At 40.3% G+C, this 17,500-nt stretch carries 11 protein-coding genes; 8 read left to right on the plus strand and 3 right to left on the minus strand.

Features of this window, described 5'->3' with window-relative positions; genetic code table 11:
• Nucleotide 1 precedes the first annotated feature (1 nt).
• Both BM073_RS05385 and BM073_RS05390 read right to left on the minus strand, forming a co-directional pair.
• Nucleotides 2-736 carry a response regulator gene (locus BM073_RS05385; protein WP_091651523.1) on the minus strand — a complete coding sequence of 245 codons (735 nt, stop codon included), beginning with the start codon at nt 734-736 and terminating at the stop codon, nt 2-4.
• Nucleotides 733-2,679, minus strand: a complete 1,947-nt coding sequence (locus BM073_RS05390; protein WP_245756372.1) for a tetratricopeptide repeat-containing sensor histidine kinase — start codon at nt 2,677-2,679, stop codon at nt 733-735. The genes BM073_RS05385 and BM073_RS05390 overlap by 4 nt, the downstream gene beginning before the upstream one ends.
• A 174-nt stretch (nt 2,680-2,853) precedes the next feature.
• Here BM073_RS05390 and BM073_RS05395 point away from each other — a divergent pair, with 174 nt between their 5' ends.
• The 5 genes from BM073_RS05395 to BM073_RS05415 all read left to right on the plus strand — a co-directional run bounded on the left by BM073_RS05395 (nt 2,854) and on the right by BM073_RS05415 (nt 7,868).
• Nucleotides 2,854-3,612 carry a hypothetical protein gene (locus tag BM073_RS05395; protein ID WP_091651528.1) on the plus strand — a complete coding sequence of 253 codons (759 nt, stop codon included), beginning with the start codon at nt 2,854-2,856 and terminating at the stop codon, nt 3,610-3,612.
• A 341-nt stretch (nt 3,613-3,953) separates the two neighbouring features.
• Nucleotides 3,954-4,586, plus strand: a complete 633-nt coding sequence (locus tag BM073_RS05400; protein WP_091651530.1) for a DUF2306 domain-containing protein — start codon at nt 3,954-3,956, stop codon at nt 4,584-4,586.
• Between the two features lie 25 nt (nt 4,587-4,611).
• Nucleotides 4,612-4,983 (plus strand): hypothetical protein, encoded by a 372-nt coding sequence (locus BM073_RS05405; RefSeq protein ID WP_139217446.1) that lies wholly within the window; start codon nt 4,612-4,614, stop codon nt 4,981-4,983.
• 227 nt (nt 4,984-5,210) lie between these two features.
• A complete protein-coding gene (locus tag BM073_RS05410) occupies nt 5,211-6,377 on the plus strand; it encodes a DmpA family aminopeptidase (RefSeq protein ID WP_091651535.1) in 1,167 nt (388 codons plus the stop codon).
• A gap of 921 nt (nt 6,378-7,298) precedes the next feature.
• Complete coding sequence (locus BM073_RS05415) at nt 7,299-7,868, plus strand: porin family protein (RefSeq protein ID WP_091651538.1); 570 nt, start codon at nt 7,299-7,301, stop codon at nt 7,866-7,868.
• A 51-nt stretch (nt 7,869-7,919) separates the two neighbouring features.
• Here the strand turns inward: BM073_RS05415 and BM073_RS05420 are convergent, their stop codons facing one another.
• Nucleotides 7,920-11,168 (minus strand): S41 family peptidase, encoded by a 3,249-nt coding sequence (locus BM073_RS05420; protein ID WP_091651540.1) that lies wholly within the window; start codon nt 11,166-11,168, stop codon nt 7,920-7,922.
• Between the two features lie 786 nt (nt 11,169-11,954).
• Between BM073_RS05420 and BM073_RS05425 the strand changes: the two genes are divergently transcribed.
• The 3 genes from BM073_RS05425 (at nt 11,955) to BM073_RS05435 (ending at nt 17,500) form a co-directional block, all read left to right on the plus strand.
• Complete coding sequence (locus BM073_RS05425) at nt 11,955-15,614, plus strand: two-component regulator propeller domain-containing protein (RefSeq protein ID WP_091651543.1); 3,660 nt, start codon at nt 11,955-11,957, stop codon at nt 15,612-15,614.
• A 22-nt stretch (nt 15,615-15,636) separates the two neighbouring features.
• Nucleotides 15,637-16,998 carry a sensor histidine kinase gene (locus tag BM073_RS05430; RefSeq protein WP_091651546.1) on the plus strand — a complete coding sequence of 454 codons (1,362 nt, stop codon included), beginning with the start codon at nt 15,637-15,639 and terminating at the stop codon, nt 16,996-16,998.
• A 112-nt stretch (nt 16,999-17,110) separates the two neighbouring features.
• Nucleotides 17,111-17,500, plus strand: coding sequence for a response regulator (locus BM073_RS05435; protein ID WP_091651548.1), 390 nt, complete (start codon nt 17,111-17,113; stop codon nt 17,498-17,500).

Raw genomic sequence — 17,500 nt, forward strand, 5'->3', positions numbered from 1 at the left:
CTTAGACTTTTCGAATACTTCGCATCAAATCATCCTTATACATTTTGCTAATAGGAATCACCTTGCGCTTGATCTCCAAATGTGATTCGGCTACAGCATCAAGCTTTCTGATATTGACTACGTAGGAGCGATGAACTCTCAAAAAATCCTTGTTTTCCATTTTTAGGCAAAATGTATTTAATGGGCTGACAATCAGATAATTTTGAGAATTAGTAATGATATTACAATAGTTTCTTTCAGCCTCAATATAAAGGATCTCATCCAACATTATTTTGATTAATTTCCCATTATTTCGGATAAAAATTCGATCGTCTAAGCTTTCAATAAAAGAATTGCTTTCAGGTATATTCCCCCCATTTTCTTTGATCTTCTCTTCAACCAACTCAATGGTTCTTTGTAAGTTTAGCTTATTGAATGGTTTAGATATAAATGCATCTGGCTTGGTTTCCTTTGCCATTTGGAAAGAAGCCTCGTCTGAATTGGCCGTAAGATAAATTAAAGGAATGGAAGCCTTTTCCTGAATTTTCTTAGCAGCTTCTACCCCATTTATCCCCCCTTTCAATTGAATATCCATGAGAATGATATCGGGTCGGTTCTCTAAAGCATGATTGACTGCCTCTTCTCCTCTGGACTCTATTCCTGTCACTTCATACCCAAGCTTGGATAGCTGCAAAGAAATATTCGCAGCAATAATCATATCATCCTCCACGATCAAAATTCTCGTCTTCTCACTCATGCTGCCTTCTTTGTTTTAAATTCGAAAAAAACTTCTGTTCCTTGTTGGGTGCTCAAGGTCATCTTTCCATCCAACTGCTTAGTAAGGAGCTCCACTAGCTGGGTACCAAATCCTGTTCCCTCTACCGGTTTGCTTTTACTCATCCCTTTTCCATTATCTGCTACCCTTAGATAAAGATGCTCTTTATCCTCTTTTAAGCTAACCATAATTTCCCCTTTTCGCCTGTCTGGAAAGGCATATTTCAAGGAATTGGTGATTAGTTCATTGACGATCAAACCTATTGGAATAGCCCGATCCACATCCAACTCCAAAGTATCCATGTTGACTTCCATGCTTATTCGATCAGTGGCATCGAAGGAGTCAATGATGTATGAACCCAGATTTACGAAATAATTTTTCATCTCAATAGCTGCCAAATTTTCCCCTTGATACAGATTTTGGTGGATCATGCCCATACTCTGAACTCTGTTTTGGCTCTCCACCATAATATCCTGAAGTTCCGTATTATCGATTTGGGCCGTTTGCAAAGCCAAGAGACTGGAAATCGTCTCCAGATTATTTTTGACACGATGGTGGATTTCTTTCAGCAGAAACTCCTTTTCTAGATTTTGTCTTTCCAGAAGCTGACTATATTTTTTTCTTTTGACGAAAACCCGATAAAGAAAAAAGAGAAAGAACACCATCAATGCAGTGATCAAAAGGGTAAAAATCTGTACGATTTTCTGACGCTTCAGAGCTTCTTCCTGCAGGGAAATAATGCTTTCTTTTTGATTTACATCCATTGCCGTTTGCAATTGGGCAATTCGCTGATCTGCTTCTGCGTTGAACACTGCCTGATTGAGTTCATGATACTTTTTAAAAGCTCGGTATGAATTGGGAATATCCTGTAAGCCTTCGTACGATTCAGCCAATTCCCTATAAATCAACCCTAAAAAGTAGCGGTCCCCAAAATCCTCAGTAGCTGTCCGGATACTTCGATTAAGGTAGATGGTGGCTTCCTCATATAAGCCTTGTTCTTTTTTCACTTTCCCCAGAGAAAGCAAAGATCGAACAACCATGAACTCATTTTGTAATAGCTCGGCGTATTTTAGTGCCTCCTTCCCGGAATTTTCGGCATTCGAATAATCCTCCAACGCTAAGTATAAATCTGTCAAGGCAATGTAGGTATCGCTGAGATTATTATAAAAGCCGTATTGCTTTCCTATTTGGGTGGAGCGTTGAAAATACGGAAGAGCCTCTTGATACCTGCCAAGCATAACCAAGTTATTGCCTGTGACATGTAATGTGAAGTCAAAGTCCAAGTCTTTGATGCCTCTCTGCTCAAAAAGGGTAAGCGACTTCAGACCATACTCCAACCCTTCTTCTGGCTTTCCCTGCTTCCAAAACAGGTTGCTGATATCAGAATAAGCCATAGCAATGGCTTTGGTATCGCCGTATTTTTCTCCCAATTGAAGCGTTTGACTGGCAAATTCAAAGGCTTTTCCCAAATCTCCTCTACGCTCATAGACATAGCCTAAATTAGTGAGCAGTAACCAAGTCTCTGATTCAGGCAACTTTTCCAGCGCACTGTTCAAAACTTGCTCGGCCTGATCAAGTTGCTCCATTCTTAACAATACAGCTCCCTGGGCCACTTGCATTCGCCCCTCCCAGATTTTGCTTCCAGCATTTTGGGCTTCATCTAATCCTTGTTTGATAAAGAAGAGTGATCTTCGAAGATTTCTCGTGTGCGTATAATAGCCTAAATCCCACAACATTTGAAGCCTTACATCAGACTCCTCAACTTTTGGGAGAGATTTTTCAATCAATTCAAGATATTCTGGACCAAAGTCATCTGTGTCCTCAAAAACAGCTTGATATTCAATCAATCCCTCATTATTGGAAATTTGGGCAAGACTTGGAAGTTGGCAAAAAAGTAAAAAGAAGACTAAGATTCTTTTCATCATGGAAAATAAACAATTTTTAGTATTTGAAAGTCATTTTATTGCATTTTAAATACCTCAGATAAAAAATTGCTTTGGTTCGGACAGAAAACAACTAGCTCCGTCCTCCTTTACTTTTTGAATTGCAAATTCAATGAGAGATTGAATCAAATAATCTTTTAACCTAAAACAATAAAGATGAAAGCAACACTGAGAAAATTGTTAGGGTTGGTACTGCTAATTGCGATCAGCCCATTTGTAAATGCTCAAGATGCTCCTTTGGGACCGCTAACCTCTGTCACTGAGTTTACTATCAAGCCTGGGCATACCATGCAATTTCGAGAAGGAATCAAAGCATGGAAAGAATGCTATTTAAAAGACGGAGGAGAATGGACTTGGCGCATGTGGGAAAGACAGCAAGGAGAAGGCACTGTTTACATTTTGGCCACCAACATGCCCAATTGGGCTGAAATGGATAAAACGGATGAAAAAGGAAAGGATTGCCAATTACTTGCCCTCAACCTGATTAATCCTCACGTGGAAACAGCAACCAATCATATCACACGATTTATGCCGGAAATAAGTAATACCAATGCCTTTGGAGCCAACCTTATTAGGGTAAGCTTTTTCAAGCTTAACCAGACCAATGGCTATAAAATGATGGAAGTGGTTAAAGAAGTTGAAGGGATACGTAAATCTGCTGGGTTGCCAATTCGTGGATATTGGTATAACTGGCAAACCGGCGATCCTAACAGTCCAAACTACCATGTGGTAACAGGATATAAAAATTATGCTGAAATGGATGTAATGCAGGATAGCGTTTGGAAATCTGTAGAGGATGCGTCCGGGAAGAAAACAAGAGATGAATTACAGGCAAAATTCCGATCATCTATAGAAAGCACTTGGAGCTATATCTACAAAATGGACGAAGAAATCAGTCATCTTGGGAATAATTAAAAGCAAAGAATTTTGCTTTTTGACCAATTCAGCTGAATGCCGAAGTATTGATGAAAGATCAATCAATCAAAATAAGGAGATCCTAGATCTCCTTTATTTGGCTTTCATCAAACTGGTTACTCCCTGAAAATTTTCTAAGAAAGATTTCAAAAAAATAAGCAATAAAGATCATGGAAATGATGCAAACAGGAACTGATACAGCTTGATCTGATGGAAAATAAAACGATGTCTTTAACCTAATCTAGCAATTCCAAGACACCGAAGCCGACACGATTTCTTGACTTCATATCGACTGTCCATTTTTTCTAAGTAAGCATTAAGACTTAAGCATTTTACACATCATGGCAAAAAACACCACTCTTGATGCATTCTCCTTTAAAACTTGGTTTACCTGGTTGGGTGTTGCTTTTATGGTTCTATTAGCAGGAAAATTTATCCTAAATGATGCGCTCCCGTATTTCGGATTGGAAGAAGGTGTATTCGGGAGATTTTGGGTGATGAAATGGCCCTTAATAGGGCATATTTCTGGAGGCTTAATTGCTTTAAGCCTTGGTCCCTTCCAGTTTTGGACCGCTTTTAGAAATAGGTATTTCAAAGTACATAGGATGATGGGAATGGCCTATATCTCCGGAATTCTGGTTGGAGTAATTAGCTCAATTGCGCTATCCCTGACCACTGGTATCGCGATTCATTGGACTTGGAGTCTAGCTCTAATAGGCTTGGCTTTAGCTTGGTTTGGTACTACAGGAATGGCTTTTCGGTTTATTCTTTTGCGGAGAATCAATCTCCATAAAGAATGGATGATCAGAAGCTATGTGGTGACTTTTGCCTTTGTCCTTTTTCGCTGGCTCACAAGCCAACCTTTTTACAATGAGCTCGGCTCATTTATAGAGACCGGTCCCACGGCCATTTGGCTTTCTTGGGTAGCTCCGCTCTTTATCTGCGAGATCGTGCTTCAGTGGAATAAAAAATAAATTCCCTATGCTAAATCAATTAATCATGATTAAGAAAGTCTTGCTATCTATTCTTTCTCTTGCGCTAATACTTATCATAGGGTTTGAGGCTATTGGACCTGAAAACGAGGAAGGGATGGAATTTGAACCTAGGCAAGAGTTTGACCTTTCGGCCGGAGAAAGCCCAAGGCTTTGGATGCAAAAACCCAATATCCCGCCACATTTAAATGACACCAACTTCAAAAATATTGAAGGGTGGATTGAAGGATTTCGACAAGTAAAAACTATTCCCTTTTCACAATTATACTGTGACCAGCTCTCAAGAAAGAAACAAGGAGATTTTGGAGCTTTATATTACTACTCGAATGGTATGGAAAATGCAAACTTCAATTCAGGGGAGTTGATCTATAAAAAATAGACCCATTCAAACGCCAAGAATTCAAAAACTGAATTTATAGAATCAAACAAGAAGATGGTGGAATTTGTAGCTTCAAATCATTCAGTAGGTTTCGCTAATACTATAGAATGCTTTGAGAATTTTTTGGCTACAGTTTCACTGTTTACTCTTGAAAGAAAAGAAACCTTAAATACTAAAGAGCGCCAATGAGCTTATATTGTATCATATATACCTTTAAAAATTTTATAATGAGAAGACTAATCCTAACACTTATTTTTCAATTTGTACTTACAATTGTCTACAGTCAAAACAATCGGGCAAGAGATTTAGGAATCCCCTTGGATGGAAAAACAGGAAAACTCAATGCCATCACTGATGTCAAAGGCTTAGAAGTCGGGCATACCACATTGATATCCGGAGAGGGAGAATTGATAGTAGGGGAAGGTCCTGTCCGAACAGGAGTGACCACTATTTTCCCCAGAGGCAAGCAATACGATCCAGTATTCGCTGGCTGGTATAGCCTAAACGGAAATGGGGAAATGACAGGAACTACTTGGGTGGAAGAATCCGGCTTTTTGGAAGGACCGATTGCCATTACCAATACCCACAGTGTGGGTATAGTCAGAGATGCGGTGATAGAATGGGAGTTTAAAAACAATCATTTTGATCCATTACCAGATGAACCAGACGTATTTTGGGCTTTGCCTGTAGTAGCCGAAACTTACGATGGGGATTTGAATGACATCAATGGCTTCCATGTTAAAAAAGAACATGTTTTTGCTGCTTTGGAAAATGCAAAATCCGGACCTGTTGCAGAAGGTAACGTCGGCGGTGGAACCGGGATGATCTGTCATCAATTCAAGGGAGGCATAGGTACCTCCTCGCGTGAAATTATGATCAATAATACCACCTACACCTTAGGCGTGCTTGTGCAGGCCAATTATGGCACTCGTGAATCACTGACCATTGCCGGAGTACCTGTAGGCAAAGAAATTTCCGATCGACAGATTCTTTTAGATCCATTGAAACACCGGGAAGAAAGAGGATCCATCATTGTGATCGTGGCTACTGACGCTCCGCTGCTTCCCCATCAATTAAAAAGATTAGCAAGGCGAGTTCCGATTGGAATCAGTCGGGTTGGTGGATATGGAGGGAATGGCTCCGGTGATATTTTCATCGCCTTTTCTACTGCCAATTCAGGGGCTGCCAATCGAGAAAATGCACAGCAAGTGAGCATGATCCCCAATGATCAAATGTCGGCCCTTTTCCTGGCAACCGCCCAAGCGACAGAAGAATCAATTCTGAATGCCTTGGTAGCTGCAGAAACCATGGTTGGAAAAAATAATACGACGGTATACGAACTACCAGAAGACGAAGTCGTCGAGCTGTTAAAGAAGTACGGTAGAATCAAATGATAACCTCAAGATGAAATTCCTTTGCAAAGAAATCTCAGACTAGAAGATGACTATCCAAGGCAACTCATGTGATCTCTTAAAAATTATAAGCAGATAAAATCAAACATGATTCAAATGTGACCCAGAGAAATAATTATCGATTTTTTGAACAGTTTGGATTTCCTGACAGAGGAGGATAAAGAAGGGATATTTTATGGGAATGCGGCGAGATTTTTAAAATTGGAAGATTAGCGTGTTTCAAATTCAACCTCTTCAAGATTGAAAGATTGAAGATTGGTTTTTTGATAAAAAAGGAAATTTCAATATCTGTTTTAACCATTTCAGCCTATCAATCGATGATTCCCAAGGAGCTTGGCCGCTGAAACGAGGAATCAATTCGATTTGTCCCACATGGAATGTGGGGTTAAAGACGGAAATTCCCACTTGGTTTTCCCAACCACAACGTGGTTGAATTTGAAGGCCTGTTTGATCAAAACAACAATTCGAATTCCTAATCCCCACCTTTCCCCGAAAAATAATTCCCCCCTTTTGGGGAACTGTTCATGCCTTTGGTCTTACATCAGAAAGTCTAAAACATAAGTTTTTAACTTCTAAAATAAATCTGCTGCGTGGATTTTTAACTCATTTTCTTAACTCAATCCTATAAGCAATTAAGACATGACTGCCATTATGACCATTCTCATCTTCAATAGTTTCAAAGGAGAATAATGCTCATTAAGACCATTCAGCGAAGTATACTCAAAGAAATAATTTTATTTTTTATTATTTAGTGAATAATTATAACGGGGCACCATTTTTGTACTACATGGTTGCAATTGACCGGCGAAGAATCAAACAAATTTTTGCGCCAAAAAACTTCAAAACTCCAGATCATAGAGGGATTTCCCGTTTTTTCAATTGATCACAATTCTAAAAAAACTTATGAAACTGTACTCTTTTGGATTACTAGTTGCCTTTATGATGATGGGCTCTCTAAATGCCCAAAACATCAATATTGGCCTTAAAGGTGGGCTTAACAGCTACACGATAGCAAATGGAAATTTTGACCAAAGAATAGGTCTTCACCTTGGACTATTGGGACATATCCATGTCAGCGATAATTTTGGGTTACAACCAGAAATCTATTATTCCGCTCAGGGAGCAAAATTTGGTAATTCCTCCACGAATCTGAACTTAGACTATATCAACATTCCAGTACTATTTCAGTATATGTTTGATAATGGATTCAGGCTGCAAGCGGGCCCTCAACTAGGCCTTTTGGTGAGTGCTAATAAAGTTGCTGGCAATAGGACAGTCGATGTGAAAAACGACTTCAAAAGTATTGATTTGGGGGTCTCTATTGGAGCCAGTTATATTCACACTCCTTCTGGCTTTGGCTTGGATGCCCGATACAATATTGGAACAAGCAATATCAGTGAAATCGCATCCAATAATTACAAAAATCAAGGCTTACAACTCGGTGTTTTCTATCTATTTAATCACACTGATTAAAACTTAATACTATAAAAAGAGGCTGGATCCAGTGGGTCCAGCCTCTTTTTTTTAATTTTTCCCATTCTTAAAACTCAAATCCGGATAAGCCGGTGGCGTTGGTACCGGCCGTGGGTCTTTTTGAATCAACTCTTTCAAATGCTCAATCGCTGCATCCAATTGAGCGTCTTTCCCTTCGAAAGTTGCCTTAGGCAGATTGATGACTTCGATATCAGGAATAAAACCAACTCCCTCAATCAGCCATTCTGTTCCATTTTCGGTTTCTCCATATACCCCATTCATCGGAGCCCGGGCAATTCCATTATCTGAAAGCGTATTCACTCCTGAAAGCCAAACTTCTCCTCCCCAAGTTCTCGCACCAATAGCTTTGCCTAAGCCTAATCTTCTGAAGCCTTCGGCAAAAGCCTCTCCATCAGAAGCGGTAAACTCGTCCACTAGCAAAACCAAATGCCCTCGGAAAGCATAATTCATGTTCCAGTAAGGTTCTCCAGTGCGACTTTTCCAATAGAAGAAGGCTTCACGCATCAGCTTTTCCAGAATGAAAGAGTCTATGTTTCCTCCTCGATTGTGGCGTACATCGATGACCAAGCCTTTTTTCTTAAACTGTGGATAAAAATCCCGATACCATTGGCCAATATCCCCTGAGGTCATGGCTCTCAAATGCACATAGCCAATATCTCCATTGGATTTGGCTTCGGTTTCCAATCTTCGGGTGTACTCCCAATCGTTGTATCGTAGGTTGCTTTCTTGTCCCGAACTCATAGGCTCGATTATAAAGTCTCCTTTTCCAGCTATTGCAAGCCGAACTTGCTTTCTGGCCTTATCACGAAGCAAAACCTGCATATCCGCTACTTCCAAAACAGATGTGCCGTCGATATGTGTGATCACATCGCCTGTTTGAATGCCGAAAGCAGGATGGGACAGAGGCGACTTTTCATCAGGATAGTCAGGATCGCTTTGGAAGATGTAGTCGATCCTGTAACCTTGATTAGTCTTAGTGAAAAGCCCTCCCAGCATTCCAAACTGAATATTGTCATCTCCATCCCGGGTATCACCTCCACGAACGGAAGTATGCAAAACGGAAAGCTCACCAATCAGCTCTCCTATCACATCTGAAAGCTCATTTCGGGTAGTCACTCTATCTACTAGAGGAAGGTATTTCTCGTACATTTTATCCCAGTCCACCCCATGCATGCCTGCGTCGTAGAAATAATCCCGCTCCATACGCCAAGCATCAGTGTAGATTTGCTTCCAGTCTTCCCGAGGGTCTATACTGAACCTCCAGCCATTCAGGTCCAACTTATTTTTGGATAAATCCGAAACAGGAGAGGCACCTAATTCTACCAAAAAATGATTGGCTCCTTGCCGAAGCAAAGCATATTTGTTGTTGGCTGAAACTGCATAACTGTTGATCTTGTCTGCGAAAACTTTCTGCTCTGCCTTTTCAGAAATCGGAGTCATCATCAGTGCAGGCTCATCTTCATTGGAAGCTCCACCTCCGTAATAAACTCCAGGACCTGGACCAACTCGGTGGTAGTACAAGGCCTTATCTGTCACGATCAGATTTTTGTAATTTCCCGCTGGAACGGGTACTTCCTGTACGCGCTCCATCAGCCCCTCCTCATCGATCTTCACGCTTACTGGACCCTCTAATTTTTTCTCCTCAGCTTTCAGCTCATTTTTTGGAGTGAAAGGAGAGATCAGGCCCTTTTGGAGTGGAATGTGATAGATTTTCATCTGCTTTTCCCAAAATGGTTCCGGCTGACGCTGCCCCCATGGACTTCCCACTTTAGTCTCGAAATTCCGGTCTGAAAGGAAATAAATCCACTTCCCATCCGCGCTCCATTGCGGGTTGAGACTGTTGGTGCGATCGGAAGTCAGGGTAACTCGCTTTTCCGTAGTCGGATTGAAGACAAAGAGTTGGGTAAAGGTATTGGAAGCTGCCTGCCCATAAGCCAGCCATTGGCTGTCAGGTGACCAAGACATACTGCCATGCAGGTCTTCATCTGTGAGGTTGGCTTTGACTGCTTTTCCTGTGCCAAGATTTCTAATCCAAAGGTCATTGTTGAGATCGATCCAAGCCAGCCATTTTCCATCTGGAGAAGGTGTCAAATTGAATCGAAGCGTGGATCCATTATCTGTCAATTGCTTTCCCTGATCCAAACCCAAACCAGAGTATTGATGAATTTCAAACTCCCCGCTTTCATCGGAAAAGGTCAAAATATCCTTGGAATCTGTTGTAAAAACTGCATCTCGATACCGCACCCCATCTTTTCTACTTAGGCGAATCATTCTTCCATCCTTTGCAGGAAAGACAAAAACCCGACCTCGGGCAGTCAGGGCCACTTTTTCTCCATCATTAGACACAGAAATATTGGTGATATAGCTGGCAGGATTGTCTACCCAATTTTCCCTCAACTGATCAAAATCCGACACTAGATTGATCGCAATTTTTCGGGATTCGCTTTGTCCCAAATTCATTTGAAACAGATCCGCTCCTGAACGATAAACCAGAGTATTTCCAGAAAGGGAATACTCCCTCACATCATAAGATACTTCTTTGGTGTGCTGTTGTATATCTGAGCCATCCGGTTTCATGGACCAGACATTCTGAATGCCATCCCTAGAGGAAATGAAATAGACACGTCCTTGGTGAAAAATAGGATGATGGTCTTCGCCAGCGTAATCTTTGGTTAATTTAACCGCCTCCGCGGCTCCATTACTGTATTTCCAAAGTTTTCTGGCTGTTCCTCCTTGATAGCGCTTAGTGACATTATTGTGATAGGTAGGCCTTACAAAAAAGTAGGTATTCGATTCTCTATCAAAACTTCCCTCAGCGGCCATTTCCAAAGGAAGAACTTCCTTTACTCTAGAATTTACATCTACCACAACGGTCCTCAGTCGGGGCAAAGTAGAATATTGATTGGTGGTATAAGCCAATTCTGTGGATGATCTCCAAGCTACAGGGATAGATGCAGAGGGTTCGTAAGTCAATCTTTTGGGTAAACCTCCGGAAATCGGCATTACATATACCTCGGTAGGACCTTCATAGCTGGCAGCGTACGCAACCCATTTTCCGTCGGGGGAGATTTTGGGGTCGGACTCATCCCCTGGATGCGTGGTTAGGCGAGTAGCCATTCCGCCGGACACCGGTGCAGTCCAAATATCTCCCTCTGCTACAAAAACCATGGTATTTTCATGCAAATCCGGATGCATAAAATATCCCGGTTTTTCTTGGGCATTAGATTGATTATAAAAAATAGAGATAAACAAAAACGATAGTATGGTCGCCTTATACATAGATTAATGATTTAATTAGTATCTAAGAAATCTAAGAAGAAAAAAGGAAAGTACTTTCGACGGAATACCAAAAATAATTATTCGGTATCTACCCTTATTCGCTCAGGAGTCAAGACTTGCTGTTGCTTATCCCCAAAAAAGGATTTTGTGAATATTAAAAAATCTTCTGTTTTCTATCTGTCTTTAAAACAAGCTAGTTCAGTCAGAATTTATTGTTTAAAATATTTTTTCTTGCGAGTATTATTTTATAACTTACTGTATATCAATTTCTTAAAACAATCAAAGATTGGATGCCTTGTTGCCTTCTGAAGAAAAAGAAAAAGCTGATTTAAATTATTGTAAATGTATAATTGAAGTTGGTATAATTGGTCTTATAGGCATCTCTATTTTGACTTTAAATTATAGCCTCTCCCAGTTGATCAATCTTCAATTATGGAAATCCTTTTTAGAAGCCAATTAAAATGATTATTGTGATTTTCGAGAATGCTCTCCTCCCCATTATTGGTACATCATTTTAAGTGTCCTCTATTCTTAAACAATTACACCGTAGAGGGGTAATTATTGATGCAATTTTTTTATCCTGGTAATAGAGATCTTAAATATCATTTTAGATTGAAAGAAATCTTAACCCTTACTAAATGAAATAAAGAAATTTTTAAGCTATTGCTACAATTCGTACATTAATGCTGAAATTCAGGCTTTTGGAAAAAATAGAATCTTTTGAAATGTCTTTCTTATTAAAGCTGAAATTGAAAATTTGTCAACCCATCGCCTAATCTAGGTTTCATGAAATCAATTTTTTTACGAGTTCTTTTTATTACACTTTTTTTTGAAGCTTGCAGTCCACGGGCAGAAGAGGGAAATTCAAGACTTCCTGAAGATTTACAGCCCCCTAATAAAACCACCCTTTCCGATTTATCGGAAGAACAAAAGCCTAAACAGTTTAGCCTGGGAGTAGAGTCTGGTCCGGAAATAGTTTCATTAGTCAGTCAAAGCCAAAACGGGATTGACCCTCCCTATAGGGTGGAATTGCCTAAACTCAGAAACGAAGACGGTGAAGTTATTTTGGATGCTCAAGGGGATCCTTATTTCCTTGGTGCAGGAGGATTGTCACAGTTTAATAAGTACACTTCAGATGATGGATTGGCATTAGACGCCATTCACTGTGCCATTACAGATAGCAGAGGCCATATTTGGTTTGGCACGAATGGAGGAGGGCTGAGTAGGTTTGATGGAGTGGAATTTACCAATTACAAAAAAATCCACGGACTACCCAGCATCACCATCAGAAGCATTTTTGAAGACTCCAAAGGAAATATCTGGATCGGTACCGCAGATGGTGGATTAAGCAAGTTTGATGGAAAGTCATTCACTAATTATCTGGCAGACCAACTTGGAAGTCTTGTTATATGGGCTATAGGTGAAGACAATGAAGGAAACCTGTGGTTTGGCACAGACAGGGCAGGAGTCAGTAAATACGATGGAGAAAAATTCACCAATTTCTCTACTGAAAATGGCTTAGGAAACGATATAGTTATCAGTATTCTTAAGGATAAGGATGGCAATATGTGGTTTGGCACCTATGGAGGAGGTGTCAGCAAATACGACGGAAAAACCTTCAAAACTTATACCCTTAAAGACGGATTGTCATCTGATCGAATCAGATCTATTTTTCAAGACAGTAAAGGTACCATTTGGATGGGGACCTTAGGAGGAGGCCTGACCAAATACGATGGAAAAAGCTTCCAAACAATCGGGATAAAAGAAGGATTAGCTGGATCGGTTGTACGCTCGATTTCTGAGGACAAAGACGGAAATATTTGGTTTGGAACGGACAGAGGTGCCAGTCTTTGGGATGGAAAAAGATTTAAAACTTACACCACTGAACAGGGCTTGGCAGGAAATAACATTCAGGATATGACCCTGGATTCTGGAGGGAAAATGTGGTTTTGTACCGACGGAGGTGGAGTCAGCAGGTTGGATGGATTTGGTTTTACGAGTTTTACAACGAGCCATGGAATCTCCGGAAATATCATTCTAAGCGGAATTGAGGACCAAAAAGGGAATCTTTGGTTTGGTTCGGCAGATGGTGGTATTAGTAAATTTGACGGACAGTCTTTCACATCTTATTACCCTTCCCAAGGACTCGCTGGGGAAATAGTTTTTAGTATTCTGGAGGATAGGTCAGGAAAAATATGGATAGGCACTGCTGGGGATGGCCTGAGTATTCTGGACGATAAAAAATTCACTAATTATTCGGTGGATCAAGGGTTACCCTCCAATGAAGTTTATGCCTTGGTGGAAACACAAGACGGATCTATCTGGATAGGGACTGATAATGGAATTTTAAAATATCAGGAAGGAGAACTCCTTCACTTTACTTCAGAACATGGAATGGCCGGAGATGGAATTATCAGCATCCTGGAAGATCGGGAGGGGATTCTCTGGATAGGTACATTTGACGGAGGCCTGAGCCGATTTGATGGAGAAACTTTCATCAACTTTACCACTAATCAAGGCTTGATCGATAATGGAGTGAATCGCATTAAAGAAGACCAAGACGGAAATCTGTGGATAGGCACCACTTCTGGATTCAGTTTTTTAAGTAAAACAAAGAAAGAAAGCATTGCTAGTTGGGACCCATCAAAAGGGGCGCTTTTTCAATCTTATAACAGTCAAGATGGACTTCCTGACAACAATGTTCTTCAAATCGTGGATCTTCCCGGGAACAAGATGGCAATTGGCACCAATCAGGGAATTTCCATCTTCGACTTTTTCCCGGATTCAGTGGATGCTATCCAAAATCTGCAGATTTATAATTCGGATAATGGATACCCGGTCAAAGATTTGACTGATGGGCAAAATGCCATGTTTTTAGATTCCAAGGGTATTCTCTGGGCAGGGACAGGAAGCGTCAAAACAGGACTGGCGAGAATTGACCTAGAAAAAATTTCCAGAAATGATTCCAAACCCAAGCTACTTATCAAACAAATAAGGCTCAATGAAGAAGTTATCTCTTGGGAAACCTTGGCACCGAGCAAAATTTCTAATCAAGCGGCCAAAACCACCGAGGAATTACTGACCTTCAAAAAAATCCTCAATACGGAAGAAGAAAGTGATCTACAGGAACGCTTCAAGGGAATTACCTTTGATAAAGTCAGTGAATTTTTCCCGGTTCCTATCAACCTCACACTTCCTTACAAACACAACCATCTCAATATTGAATACGGGACCAATGAATTGTCCAGACCATTCTTGATAGAGTATCAATACATTCTGGAAGGCTATGATGAGGATTGGAGTCCGGTACTTAAAAGGACATCCGCTACCTTTGGTAATATTCAGGAGGGAGATTACACTTTTAAAGTTCGAGCAAGATACTCAGGACCCGCAATTGAAGAAGGGGCTGATTGGACCGAAGCGACCTTATATTCTTTCACCGTTTTGCCCCCTTGGTATAGAAGCTGGTGGGCCTATTTGGGCTATGCAGCTCTTTTCCTTTCACTCCTTTATCCTATCAATATTTACCAAAGGAATAGGGTTCTGAAGGCAGAGAGAGAAAAGGCCAAGGAAAGGGAACTCGAGCATGCCAAAGAAATTGAAAAAGCTTACGAAGATTTAGCTTCTGCACATGAAAATTTAAAGGCTACCCAATCCCAACTGATACAGGCTGAAAAAATGGCTTCCTTGGGTGAGTTGACAGCTGGAATTGCTCATGAAATTCAAAACCCACTGAATTTTGTAAAAAACTTTTCTGAAGTAAGTCATGAACTTATGGACGAGATGAATCAGGAGATTCATGAAGGAAAATTTGATTCTGCCAGAATATTGGCGGGAGATATCAAAGAAAATCTGGACAGAATTGCCACTCATAGCATGAGAGCGGATGCGATTGTCAAAGCAATGCTTCAACACAGCAAAGCCAGCGTTGGCAATAAAGAACTCGCAGATCTCAATGCTATCTGCGATGAATCCCTGCGACTGAGCTATCACGGGGTCAGGGCTAAAGAAAAAGACTTTAGCGCCGAATATAAAACAGAGTTAGCTTCCAATATTCCGGAAGTAGAAGTAATCCGTCAGGAAGTTGGAAGGGCATTGATCAATATGTGCAACAATGCCTTTCATGCTGTCCATGAAAAGTCTCAAAAAACAAAGTCTGAAAACTATAAACCTGAAGTAAAGATTGCCACCAAGAAAACAGATAAGGGAGTGGAGATTATTCTTTCCGATAACGGGATGGGTATTCCAGAGGATGTGATTGGAAAAATATTTCAGCCTTTCTTCACTACCAAACCTACAGGGCAAGGAACAGGCTTGGGACTCTCTTTGAGCTATGATATTATCAAGTCTTACCAAGGTGAAATCAGTGTAAAAAGTAAAACCGGTGAGAATTCAGGGACAGTTTTTACTATCTTTCTACCTACTAAACCAAAATCCAAATCATAAATTTTACCCAAACTAGCCTACTATGGTTTTAGGAATAATTTCTTTGATTTTGTTATACTATCTCAAGCAACCTATGGGCTTGATCACGGTATCTGCAGAATGGAAACGAATTTTCAACGGTGGAATGGTCGCAGCAGCAGCTATTATTGGAATTGCTGCCGTTAAGATCCCCTTAATCAGTGGGCTTGCCACTATTTTATCTTTTGTTCTGGCAGCTATTATTGTCGTGGTGACACTTAAGAACCCTGAGCTTCACCATCGCAAAGGAATGATATACGCCTGGCTTCCTATCATGGCTGTTAATGTGCTGGGAGAATCCATTGAACTTATCAATAAATCATTTTATACCAAGTGGGAGAATTACTTTGAAGTAGCTGAACTTTTTGCCTTTATCTGGGCTATTGCCATGTGGATTAATAATTCCAAACAAAGAAAAGCCCTGGAACAGGAAAAGCTAAAGGCTCTAGCAAGAGAGAAAGAATTTAAAATAACTGAAAGTCTCAAGAATCAATTAGAGAGACAAGTTGAACAAAGAACCAAGGAGCTGACTGAGCAAAAAAATGAATTGGAAAATACCTTATCTGAGCTAAGAGCAGCACAAAACCAATTGATCCATGCAGAGAAGATGGCCTCCTTAGGAGAATTGACGGCAGGGATTGCTCATGAGATTCAAAACCCGCTAAACTTTGTCAATAATTTTTCAGATGTCAGCACAGAGTTGTTGACCGAACTAAAGGAGGAATTGCAAGCCGGGAAAACTGAAGATGCTATGGAAATTTTGGAAGATGTGATCCAAAACCTTAACAAAATCCATCACCATGGCAAAAGGGCTGATTCCATCGTGAAAGGAATGCTACAACATAGCAGAAGTAATACCGGTCAAAAAGAGCCCACAGATATCAATGCATTAGCAGATGAATATTTAAGGCTTTCCTATCATGGATTAAGGGCAAGGGATAAAAGTTTCACGGCTGATTTTAAATTAAATCTAGACCCTGAAGCCGGAATCCTTCAGGTAGTTCCCGGAGATTTGGGCAGAGTATTTCTCAACCTGATCAACAATGCCTTTTACGCTGCTGACGAAAAGAAAAAAGAATTGAATGCCAAAGGTGAGAAAGACTTTATGCCTACCGTCACCGTCAACACCAAGAAGATCAGTACAGGTGTTGAAATCCAAATCTCAGATAATGGAAAAGGTATACCCGCTGAAATTAAAGAGAAAATTTTCCAGCCTTTTTTTACTACAAAGCCAACTGGAAAAGGTACAGGTTTAGGGCTTTCTATGAGCTATGATATAGTCACCAAAGGACATGGTGGTGAAATAGAAGTAGATAGCAAACCTGGTGAATACACTGTTTTCACAATCAAATTACCGAAATCATGAAAACAGGAATAATCAAAATATCTAGGTCCGAATGTTTTTCTGGAAAAGCCAATTGCAATTTTCAAGAATTCCAGACCCTAAGTCACAACCCTAACAATCAATCCATAATCAGATGAAAAGCAAAATTTTAATAGTTGATGATGAAAAAGATGTGGAAATGCTATTTCGTCAAAAGTTCAGAAAAGAGATCAAAAGTGGAAGCTTAGAGCTTTGCTTTGCTTTTTCAGGTGATGAAGCTTTGACAGTTTTAGACAGCGAGCATCCGCCTCAGGTAGTTTATGTTTTTTCAGATATCAATATGCCGGGTATGAGCGGATTGGAGCTTTTGGAAAAAATCAAAAATAGATTTCCCCAGATCAATGTCAGTATGATTTCGGCTTACGGGGACAGTCAAAATTATGAAAAAGCAATGAACTCAGGTGCAAAGGAGTTTTTTACCAAACCCATTGATTTTGATTCCCTCAAGAAAGAAATTGGAGCTTTGATGTCAGAAAAAAACTAA

The organism is Algoriphagus ornithinivorans (genome assembly GCF_900115305.1).
GTDB lineage: Bacteria > Bacteroidota > Bacteroidia > Cytophagales > Cyclobacteriaceae > Algoriphagus > Algoriphagus ornithinivorans.

Bases quoted from the DNA above. Each gene is read 5' to 3' on its own strand.
- BM073_RS05385 (WP_091651523.1), bottom strand. From the start codon at position 736: ATGAGTGAGAAGACGAGAATTTTGATCGTGGAGGATGATATGATTATT.
- BM073_RS05390 (WP_245756372.1), bottom strand. From the start codon at position 2,679: ATGATGAAAAGAATCTTAGTCTTCTTTTTACTTTTTTGCCAACTTCCA.
- BM073_RS05395 (WP_091651528.1), top strand. From the start codon at position 2,854: ATGAAAGCAACACTGAGAAAATTGTTAGGGTTGGTACTGCTAATTGCG.
- BM073_RS05400 (WP_091651530.1), top strand. From the start codon at position 3,954: ATGGCAAAAAACACCACTCTTGATGCATTCTCCTTTAAAACTTGGTTT.
- BM073_RS05405 (WP_139217446.1), top strand. From the start codon at position 4,612: ATGATTAAGAAAGTCTTGCTATCTATTCTTTCTCTTGCGCTAATACTT.
- BM073_RS05410 (WP_091651535.1), top strand. From the start codon at position 5,211: ATGAGAAGACTAATCCTAACACTTATTTTTCAATTTGTACTTACAATT.
- BM073_RS05415 (WP_091651538.1), top strand. From the start codon at position 7,299: ATGAAACTGTACTCTTTTGGATTACTAGTTGCCTTTATGATGATGGGC.
- BM073_RS05420 (WP_091651540.1), bottom strand. From the start codon at position 11,168: ATGTATAAGGCGACCATACTATCGTTTTTGTTTATCTCTATTTTTTAT.
- BM073_RS05425 (WP_091651543.1), top strand. From the start codon at position 11,955: ATGAAATCAATTTTTTTACGAGTTCTTTTTATTACACTTTTTTTTGAA.
- BM073_RS05430 (WP_091651546.1), top strand. From the start codon at position 15,637: ATGGTTTTAGGAATAATTTCTTTGATTTTGTTATACTATCTCAAGCAA.
- BM073_RS05435 (WP_091651548.1), top strand. From the start codon at position 17,111: ATGAAAAGCAAAATTTTAATAGTTGATGATGAAAAAGATGTGGAAATG.